Genomic DNA, 10,363 nt, shown 5'->3' with positions numbered 1-10,363 from the left:
GAACATTTCTGCAAGACATCTAAAAAAATATAGTCAAAATAGTGTTTAATGTCATCTACCTGAAAGATTTGTAGCAGTAATTCTTTCGTGTCTTTACCTGAATAGGATTCAATCCAGCCCCGATTCACGGATTTTCATGATCCTGTAAACACTTTCGCACTAACCTCAACTGAATTCATTCGTACCCATTCATTCGATACGGTAGCATGGAATGAATGAGTACGAGCGAATCCTTAAACCCTCTATTTGGGGACGATCGGTTTGTTTACTTTACCATTTAATTTCCTGCACGGGCGAGTACAGCAATTCGGCCACCCCGGCCGTTTTTACCCCGATTCGGCCATACGCGTAATTTTTCCCTAATGACGTCGGCACGGCTAAGGTGAAGGATAAGGTTTTACTCAGGTCCGCCAGAGCCGTACCCGTCAGATCTACGCGGCCAGCGTTGTTGTTGACATCCACAAACTTCGTGGCTCCCACGTAAAACGTCACCCGCTCGATGGCCCGGCTTGTGACCACGCCGTTGATCTTTGCCGTGGCCAGGAGGTTGTTTCCATCTTTGCGGTACTGTTCCCCACTGACGGTATAGTAAGGCTGCACGGGCACATCGACCTGGGTATTGCCTCGTACGGACACCCGAACCGTATCGCTGTTATCTACCCAGGGACCATTACCCCGCAGCAGTACAAGTTTATAATCGCCATTGAAAAGGGTAGCCTCAAATGAGCCATCCTGGGCTACGTATACGGGAATTTTGGTGTATACCTGAAAGCCCGGCTGCCAGAGTTCAAGCTGAACGCCATTGCTGCGTACGCCAACGGGCTGATTCTGGTAGATGACCCGCCCCTGTAGTACCGAAGCCGGAGCATCGAAATTATCCTTGGCACAACCCACCAGGCCGAGCACGACGGTCAGTAATCCATAAAAAAGCGTTTTCATATCAGTGGAAGGGGTTTCGAATAATTTTAGGGTTATTGTTAATCACGGTCTGATCGATGGATGAATAGTAATTTCCCATCTGGAACTGACGCGGAGCCCGGTACCGGGGAGCCACCAGTTTATCGAACACGTATTTGCCATCCCGGGGATCGCCGGGCCGTACCACGCGGTAGGGATACAGAGCATACGCCATGGCGTCGGGGTTGGAGTTGCTTCCGTTCCAGACTTCGTGGGCAATTCGCCAGCGTTTCAGATCCCAGACGCGGTGATCCTCAAAGGCCAGCTCCACCCGACGCTCATTCTGAATTTTCTGGATAGTCACCGTCTTTAAGGCATTCGCCGCAAAACCGGCCCGTTGCCGAAGCGTATTCAGATACTGCAGGGCATCGGCCGTCTGACCGAGTTCGAAAGCAGCTTCGGCGGCGTTGAGGTACACCTCACCCAGCCGGAAACGTACCCACCACATATCGCTTCGAATCCCCCGCGTGCTGGACATCGTCGCCGGATCAATGTATTTCCGCAGGTAAAAGCCGGTATTGGAAACTTCCGTCTGTGAGCGTTGCGGACCGGAGGTACCCGTTAGTAATTTCCCATCCGTATGCGTAGCACCCAGCACGTTTGATTCCACCGTCTGGTAAGTCGTACCATTCCAAACCTTTACGCCCGCCTGAATCTGTACATCCTGGCCTTTGAACGTCGTTCCCGGATAGATGATGGTTCCGTACAAACGAGCGTCTTTGTTGGCAAAAATATCCTGCAGACGATCGTAGTAGATGTAGTCGCCATTGTCGGCAGTACGGTTTTTCAATTCACCGGAACTCCCATCCAGGTACTCATAATCTTCCACCAGATTCAGCGTAGGCGTCACGGCTGAGGACCCCAAATTATCTTCGCGAATGCCACGGGCAATGTTATCATACGAAAACCCATGGCGTTTATCTTTCGATACCAGGTAATCTTTCGCCAGAATGACTTCCTTATTATTCTGTTTTTTGGTAATGGCTTCGAAGAAATTTTCGCCCGGATTCGGGTTCGTCTGATACAGCGAATAAGCTCCGGAAGCAATAATTTCCTTCGCGGCGGCCAGCGACTGCGTGTAGTATTGGCTGGCTCGGGCGGCGGGAATCCCTACGACGGCTCCGGGCAAAGTAATAGGCGAACTCATTTGGTTGTTATACTTGGCAATGGAAGCGGCGTAGAGTAAAGCCCGGCTTTTCAGAGCCAGAGCGGTATACTTGTTAGCCCGGGTATTGCTACCTGCGTTGCCCAGCTGATCTTTCACCGCGTCGAGTTCGGAGGCAATGAAATCATAAACCTCTTCTTCTTTGTTACGGGGCTGTTGCAGGGGTTCCGGATTGCCGCTGAAATCATACACCAGTTGCTTCGTCACGATCGGTACACCGCCCATGCGTTTCACCAGCTCGAAATACTGATACGCTCGCAGGAACCGTAACTCCGCTGCAAACTGGCTTTTTTGCGTAGCCGACAGGGTGTTCCCATAGCGTTCGATACTTTCCATGGCCAGGTTGATATCCCGAATCAGGCCGTAATCCCACAAACGCCAGCGGTCGAAGGGGTACGCGATGATGTTATTGCGATCATCGTTGTTGCCCGACCACATAGCCTCGTCGTAGGCAGCCATTTCGGCCCAGCCCCCTTCCAGCTCGGCGTGGGCGGGCAGACGATCGTAGTAATTGGCCAGCAGACTGGTAATCATTTTCGGATCATTCCATACCTGCTCTTCCGTAATTAGCGTGGGCGATTTCCGCTCCAGCCAGTCTCCTTTTTGGCAACTGGAAACGGCGAATACCGCGGCCGCCAGCACAAAGTGTTTATACGATAATTTCATTGAAGTAGCTTTTAGAGATTCAGACTAAATCCGGCGTTTACGAGGCGTTGTTGTGGGTACACCAGCGTGCGTTGCCGGAAGAGATTTCGGGGTCAATTCCGAAACTCTTGACGTTATCGAAGGAGAAGAGGTTGGTTCCATTCACGTACACCCGTAGGCCCGATAATTTCAGCTTTTTGAGTACGGGTGATGGAATATTGTAGGCCAGTTCCAGGTTACGCAACCGAATGTAGCTTACGTTGGTTAACCAGAAATCGCTCTTGCGGAAGTTGACGTGACTGGGGTTATCCTTCCGAACGGCCGGATATGTACCAGGCACCCAGGGGCTGTCGGGGTTGAATGGGTCCTGCCGATGCCAGCGATCTTCGAAGATGTAGGCTGGTGATGTTCCATTGTTCTGGAAAGGAATTTTCATCTCCCAGTTCCGCTGGAAGGTCTGCATAGTAGCTCCGGCGAAATCGAACTGAAGGGTAAATCCTTTCCAGGATACACTGCTGTTGATCCCAAAACTCACGTACGGGTTGGCTCCTTCGGCGTAACCAATGGGTCGTTCATCCAGCTCATTGATGATTTTATCGCCGTTGACATCCTTGTAGATGAAATCGCCCGGCAACTGCGTGCGGTTGCCCTGTCCGTCGTTGTTGACGTTGTAATTGTCGATTTCAGCCTGTGACTGAAACCGGCCCACCACCTGATACCCCCAGTTGATGTTGGCCCAGCGTTGTTCCCAGGAGTTCCGGTACTGGTCCCAGGAGTTTCCGTATCGGGGTTTGTAGCGACCCTGTACGTCCCAGCGGCGAGCTACAGTTCCATTGACGCTGAATGAATACTGCACCTCATTGATCCGGTTCCGGTACGTCAGCACCCCTTCCAGACCCCGGTGGGCGTCCGAGTTCAAGTTCTCGTTGGGTAAGGTATAGCCTACTTCACTGGGCAGTAACACATCGTAGCGGGCGGCGGGTAAGCCTTCGCGTAAACGTTCGAAGGCATCAAACGTACCCGAGAATTTGCCATCCCAGAACGAAAAGTCAATTCCCACGTTACGGGACGTATTTTCTACCCAGGAAAGATTTCGAATGGGCAGCCCCCGGGGTTGTAGCCCCGTTACCAGGTTTCCGTCAAAAACGGCCGTACGACTGTTCCAGTTGTAACCCGGCAGATAGCTGAAGGGAGCTACAATGAAATCGTTACCGCTCAGGTCACTACCCGTTTTTCCGTACGAAACCCGCAGCTTCAAATCATCCAGAAAATTACTGGTGCGATCTTTCAGGAAAGGTTCTTCCGACAATCGCCAGCCCAAGGACACCCCGGGGAAGAAGCCGTACCGCCGATTGGGAGCAAAGAGAAAGGACCCATCGTAGCGACCCACGGCCTCAAAGAGGTATTTCTGTTTGTAGTTGTAGTTTAAACGGCCAATGTAACCCGCCCGGGCCTGTACATTCCACTCGTCAATCAATAAATCCTGATTAGCGAAATACTGAATCGGAATGTAGTTGTTGGGTGGTACCGTATGGACAACCATATACTTATTGTCCTGATCGTACCGTTCGTAAGCAGCTACTGCTGCTACCGTATGATCGCCCCATTGCTTGTTGTAACTCAGCTGAATCTGAGCGAACCGGTCGATGATGTTACGTTTCCGACGTTCCCGCCAGGGGTTTTGATTTCCACCACCCGGAACCACGTTGTACGTATCCGTTGCTTCGTCGTAACGGTAGGCATTATAGGTGTATTCAAAACCATCAAAATCAAAGTTGGTAAACGCATAGGAATACGTACCCTTCACCGACAGACCAAAATTAAAGTCATACTGAGCGTAGAAGTTACCCTTCCCATTCATCCATACTTCGTCAATGTAACCGGTAACGTCTTCTTTATACGTTGCCGGGTTTACGTTCACGTTATGCGTTTGATTGATGTAATTCGGATTATCATTCGCATAAGGCCGCTCGGTGGGCCACATGGTGAAGATACTCAGGAAAGGGTTGAAGTAATCGTCCAGTCCGGGTACCCCTACCTGGTGGCGAAATTCACGCCGGGCACTTAGCTGCGTACCGATTTTAAACCGTTTCGCCAGAGCTACCTCTACGTTGGTCTGAATGTTCGTACGGTTAAACCGATAATCTTTAATCAACGCTTCCTGTCCCAGGTGTCCAACGGATACGTAATAGTTTACGGTTTCATTGGCTCCTGAAGCATTGGCATTGAGTGAGAACTGGGGTACGTTAGGCCGCATGACCATATCGTAATAATCGAAACTGCGGTAATTTTTCTCCGTACCCGCTTTCCACTTCGCCAGTTCCTCCGGCGTCCAGGTCGTGTTAATCCGCTGGTTCTGATCCGATTCGGCCTGAGCCCGAACGTGCTGGTAAGCATTGGCGGGACGTGGGTACCGGGTGAAATTCTGCACCCCGTAATAGCCATTAATATTGATGAGTGGCTTGCTGCCGATCTTCCCGCGTTTCGTGGTTACCAGCACTACCCCGTTGGCTGCCCGTAATCCGTAGATGGAAGCGGAGGCATCTTTCAGAATGGAAATGTTATCAATATCATTCTGACCCAGGTTGTTGAAATTGCCTTCATCCGAAGGAACGCCATCGATAATGAACAAGGGAGTACCCATGTTACGGATTTGAATATTCGTTCCGGCTCCGGGGCGGGCGTCGGCCTGACGAGCCGTAATACCCTGAATTTTACCCACTAACGCTCCGGATGTAGTAACGGCGGGTGTACGTAACAGATCGGACGATTTCAGCGTACCCACTGCTCCGGTCACGGTAGCCCGCGACTGTGTGGTATAGCCTACGACAACTACCTCACTGAGGTTTTTGGTATCGGGCTGGAGCGTAACCGTCAGCTGGGTCAGAGAGCCTACCGCCATTTCCTGCGGCACGTAGCCTACAAAACTGAAAATCAATACCGATTCATTATCGGGAACACTGATTTTAAATTTTCCCTGAGCATCCGTAATAACACCGCGGGTCGTCCCTTTTAGCAGAACGCTTACTCCCAGAAGCGGCTCACCGCTGGGACTGCTAACCGTTCCGGAAACGACTACATCCGCCGCTTGTACCGGCAGTCGTACGACACAACAGAGCAGTAACATAAATAGCCAGAAGGTTGATCCTCCCGGTAAGAAAAGTCGATTTTTTAGCATAGAAGTAAAGGTTTTTAGGAAATCGATCAGGCAATACAGACACAGGCTCCTTCGCTGGGCGAAGTGCACATTAAGGCAGATCAATACAAACTTGGATTGCAGAAAAGGTTCTCTTCTACCAATGGAAATACGTTACGTTACAGTCATAGTGGAAAGGATTAGGAAGCGATTGATTAGGTGTAATTTTAGCGGTAAGTCGTAAGTGACTAGCGGATTATATTCACTATCTAAGAAAATAGTGAATTTATCCACTAAGACAAATGTATTTATACTTCTAAGCCTGCACTCCCTGCCGTTTACCGTCCACTGACTGTATTTTGACTATTTTATGATCTATCGAAGATCAATTTGTACATTCATTAGTATTTACATCGATTTACAATGGTCTATCCAACAAAAAAAGCCATCTGGACAGATGGCTTTTTTTGAATCGGACTACTTTATTCTACGGTAACCGATTTCGCCAGGTTACGGGGCTGGTCCACATTACAACCCCGCATGACGGCAATGTGATACGACAACAATTGCAGGGGAATTACGGACAAAAGCGGCGTTAAAACTTCGTGCGTAATCGGAATTTCGATGACGTGGTCCGCCATGGTTGGAATCAGTTTATCGCCTTCCGTCACCACCGCAATCACCTTACCTTTTCGGGCCTTTACTTCCTGAATGTTCGAAACAATTTTTTCGTAGGACTGATCTCGCGTGGCGATAAATACGACGGGCATATCTTCGTCAATCAGGGCAATCGGTCCGTGTTTCATTTCCGCTGCCGGGTAGCCTTCGGCGTGGATGTAACTAATTTCCTTGAGCTTCAGGGCTCCCTCCAACGCTACGGGGAAGTTGAGGCCCCGACCCAGATAGATGAAGTTACGGGCTTCGCTGAACAAGGCTGAAATCTCCCTGATCTTTTCGGCGTTCTTCAACACCTTTTCTATTTTCTCGGGAATGCGTTCGAGTTCGAACAGGAAACGACGGAAGGTATCTTCGTGCAGAATGCCTTTCCGGCGAGCCACCGCGATGGCCATCAGCGTAAGGACAGAAACCTGAGCGGTGAAGGCTTTCGTCGAAGCCACGCCAATTTCGGGACCGGCGTGGGTGTATGCCCCTGCGTGAGTAGTTCGGGGAATGGACGATCCCACGGCATTACAAACGCCCAGAATGATGGCCCCTTTGGATTTAGCCAGTTCAATAGCCGCCAGGGTGTCCATGGTTTCACCCGACTGCGAAATGGCAATGACTACGTCACCTTCCTTAATGATGGGGTTTCGGTAGCGGAATTCAGAAGCGTATTCTACCTCAACGGGAATACGGGCCAGCTCTTCAAAAACATATTCAGCGACTAACCCCGCGTGCCAGGAAGTACCACAGGCTACAATGACAATTCGTTGCGACTTGGCAATATCGTCCAGGTATTCCCGCAGACCACCGAGTACCAGATGCCCTTCATCAGCGTTGACCCGGCCCCGGAAGCAATCCTTCACGGAACGGGGTTGTTCGAAAATTTCCTTGAGCATGAAGTGCTCATAACCGCCTTTTTCGATTGCTTCCAACTCAAGCTCAATGTGCTGGATGTAAGGCGACAAAACGATATTCTCGATGTTCTTAACGGTCAGTTCACCCTCGCGTACTACCGCAATCTGAAAATCATCCAGGTAAATTACCTCGTTGGTATACTCGATAATGGGCGTTGCGTCCGAAGCAAAAAAGTACTCGCCTTCTCCTACGCCAATGACCAGCGGTGAGCCTTTACGGGCGGCAATGAGTGTACCGGGTTCTTCGCGATTAATGAGAACGATGGCATACGCCCCTACGACTTCCTGCATGGCCAGCCGTACTGCTTCTTCGAGTGAGCAATAGGTTTCTTTTTGAATGTCTTCAATGAAGTTGACAAATACTTCGGAGTCGGTATCCGAATGAAACGCGTAGCCTTTGTTTTGAAGATTAAGTTTTATAGCTCCATAATTCTCAATGATCCCATTGTGAATTATCGCCAGCTTTTGCGTGTGTGAATAATGGGGGTGGGCATTCCGATCGTTCGGTTCACCGTGGGTAGCCCAACGCGTATGCCCAATACCAATATGACTGCTGAGCTGTTCTTCGCCCAGCGACTGTTCCAGATCGGAGACTTTTCCTTTTTTCTTATATACATTCAGGCCCGTATCGGTGAGCAGAGCTACCCCAGCTGAGTCATAGCCTCGGTATTCCAGTCTCTTTAGGCCTTTAATGATGAGGGCATAGGCTTCGCGGTGCCCAATGTATGCTACGATTCCGCACATAAGTGGTAAAGATTAATGGAAGAAATGTAATGGAGGGTTGATACAATAGTTTTTGTACTTTTCTTACCGTACGTAAATACTACTGATTTATCTATACTGTTCAAAGCAAACAGATCAGGGGATAAATAAAAAGGGAAAGACCCTTTTTCTACATAAAATACTTAAAATCAATCACTTATTTAATAATTTTAAATATAATATCTACAACTTTAAAATTATTTTCAATAAGCATTTATGTCTACTAAACTCTCTTTAACTCAATCTATTAACCTGTTTTGATTCCGTATCTGAAAACCTAAAAACAGGAAAGGCGATCCCGTTGTGAGATCGCCTTTCCTGTTTTTATATAAAAGCTTTCTTAGCTCATCGATTCATGCAAATCACGGTATTTTTTCACCGCGTCATGTGAATCTTTCAGCTTTGACTTTTGCGTGCTAATCAATTGACGTACATCAGTCGTCATTGTAGCTTCTGATTCCAGAGCTGTTTGGTAGGCTTCCTGAGCGGCATCTTCACCAAACTCGCAGTTTTCGAGAATAGCTTTCCGGTCTTTACCAGAGAACGCAGCTTTGATGTCCATCCATACGCGGTAGAACTTACCAGAAGTAGTTGTTTCGTCGGTAGGCGTGCCACCGAGGCTAACAATTTCACGGCTCAACTCATCCCGATATGTGCGGCTTTCGTCGGCAAAACGGTTGAACAAAGCTTTCAAATCTACGTCTTCGAGTTCAGCTTCGTTTACTGCTTTTTCGTATCCAGCGATCCGGTCGTTATTAATACGCACTAAATCATTAAGTACATCTACTAATTTGTCGTTTGTTACTGTAGTTTCCATGACTTACTTGTTTTTGGTTGATACGCTTATGTTAATTCTGCAAAAAAACCTAAGCCAAAAATCAAATATCCCTGTAAATCAAACAGTTAAACAAATAATAAACTTACTAAATCTGTAGAAAATTGTTCCCACGCGAGCACTTATGGGTAAGCCCTGACTGTCGGTCCGTTTTATTCCGCCATGGTGCCCTGTTCAACGTATACCTGATTGGCTTCTTTCACCATATTACTAGAGCCAATACACAGGGAACTTCGTTGATGTAAATTCCTGATTTCGACCTCTAATAAACGTTGCTTCCCATCGGTAGCCATACCGCCTGCCTGTTCGACAATGAAAGCCAGCGGGTAGCATTCATACAAGAGCCGCAACTTGCCCTGAGGCGTTTTACGGGTGGGTGGATAGAAGTAAATACCTCCCTTCAGAAGATTCCGGTGAAAATCGCCCACGAGTGAACCAATGTATCGGGCTGAATACCGACGACTCCGGCATACGTCGATATACCGAAGGATGGCTTCCGGAAAATCGGGCATGTTCCCATCGTTAATTGAGTACAGATTGCCATCCTCCGGAATTTGAATGGTGGGATAGGAAAGGAAAAATTCGCCCAGTGAAGACTCGTACGTAAAGCCATTGACACCGTGTCCTGTTGTGTATACCAGCACTGTTGACGAGCCGTATAGCACGTACCCGGCGGCTACCTGAGCTTCGCCACCCTGTAAAAAATCGTTTGTGTTGACTTTAGTACCCTGTGGACTCAGACGACGATAGATGGAGAAAATCGTACCGATTGAAACATTTACATCGATGTTGGAAGATCCGTCTAAAGGATCGATGGCAACTACGTACTTAGCCTCATCGTTTCCGGTGAAAACAATATTTTCTTCTTCTTCCGACACGATCCCGGCCACTTCGCCGCCATTTCTCAAGGCCCGCATAAACCGGATATGGGCGATCATGTCCAGTTTCTGCTGGGCTTCTCCCTGAATATTGGACGTTCCGAGGGCTCCGGTCACATCCACCAGACCCGCTTTATTAATCTCCCGGTTCACGATCTTAGCCGCCAGGGCTATATCCCGTAAAAGTTGTGAAAGCTCACCGGTAGCAAAGGGAAAAGCTTCCTGGTTACGTTTGATAAATCGATCCAGGGTTACGCCGACGGGCAGGGCAATGGTTTCATCCAAAAAGGTCATAGTCGGTGCTCGTTTAAACGGTTTTGAAAAGGTTGGAATAGAAAGATTGAGTGTATAAAGGCATAGCATTCCCGTCCGTATGAAGCCCGAAAGGCGACAACGGCTGAGCTTCCT

General features: G+C 48.8%; 6 protein-coding genes. All 6 read right to left on the bottom strand.

The window, feature by feature from the left end; all coding sequences use genetic code 11:
• Positions 1 to 270 precede the first annotated feature (270 nt).
• Positions 271 to 939, bottom strand: coding sequence for a DUF3823 domain-containing protein (locus BWI97_RS09620; protein WP_094810534.1), 669 nt, complete (start codon positions 937 to 939; stop codon positions 271 to 273).
• A 1-nt stretch (position 940) separates the two neighbouring features.
• On the bottom strand, positions 941 to 2,788 hold the full coding sequence (locus BWI97_RS09615) for a RagB/SusD family nutrient uptake outer membrane protein (RefSeq protein ID WP_102200862.1): 1,848 nt from the start codon (positions 2,786 to 2,788) through the stop codon (positions 941 to 943).
• Positions 2,789 to 2,825: 37 nt separating this feature from the next.
• Positions 2,826 to 5,945 carry a SusC/RagA family TonB-linked outer membrane protein gene (locus BWI97_RS09610; protein WP_369826554.1) on the bottom strand — a complete coding sequence of 1,040 codons (3,120 nt, stop codon included), beginning with the start codon at positions 5,943 to 5,945 and terminating at the stop codon, positions 2,826 to 2,828.
• 440 nt (positions 5,946 to 6,385) lie between these two features.
• Entirely contained in the window at positions 6,386 to 8,224 is a 1,839-nt protein-coding gene (glmS, locus tag BWI97_RS09605; RefSeq protein ID WP_102200861.1) for a glutamine--fructose-6-phosphate transaminase (isomerizing), read from the bottom strand.
• Between the two features lie 358 nt (positions 8,225 to 8,582).
• Positions 8,583 to 9,059 (bottom strand): PA2169 family four-helix-bundle protein, encoded by a 477-nt coding sequence (locus tag BWI97_RS09600; protein ID WP_094810543.1) that lies wholly within the window; start codon positions 9,057 to 9,059, stop codon positions 8,583 to 8,585.
• Positions 9,060 to 9,229: 170 nt separating this feature from the next.
• Positions 9,230 to 10,249: a class 1 fructose-bisphosphatase gene (fbp, locus tag BWI97_RS09595; RefSeq protein WP_094810545.1), complete on the bottom strand. Its 1,020-nt coding sequence runs from the start codon at positions 10,247 to 10,249 to the stop codon at positions 9,230 to 9,232.
• Between the last annotated feature and the right edge of the window lie 114 nt (positions 10,250 to 10,363).

The organism is Siphonobacter sp. BAB-5405, assembly GCF_002872335.1.
In the GTDB taxonomy this organism is placed as follows: domain Bacteria; phylum Bacteroidota; class Bacteroidia; order Cytophagales; family Spirosomataceae; genus Siphonobacter.
This window is presented reverse-complemented; position numbering and strand designations above follow the sequence as displayed.

Bases quoted from the DNA above. Each gene is read 5' to 3' on its own strand.
- BWI97_RS09620 (WP_094810534.1), bottom strand. From the start codon at position 939: ATGAAAACGCTTTTTTATGGATTACTGACCGTCGTGCTCGGCCTGGTG.
- BWI97_RS09615 (WP_102200862.1), bottom strand. From the start codon at position 2,788: ATGAAATTATCGTATAAACACTTTGTGCTGGCGGCCGCGGTATTCGCC.
- glmS (WP_102200861.1), bottom strand. From the start codon at position 8,224: ATGTGCGGAATCGTAGCATACATTGGGCACCGCGAAGCCTATGCCCTC.
- BWI97_RS09610 (WP_369826554.1), bottom strand. From the start codon at position 5,945: ATGCTAAAAAATCGACTTTTCTTACCGGGAGGATCAACCTTCTGGCTA.
- BWI97_RS09600 (WP_094810543.1), bottom strand. From the start codon at position 9,059: ATGGAAACTACAGTAACAAACGACAAATTAGTAGATGTACTTAATGAT.
- fbp (WP_094810545.1), bottom strand. From the start codon at position 10,249: ATGACCTTTTTGGATGAAACCATTGCCCTGCCCGTCGGCGTAACCCTG.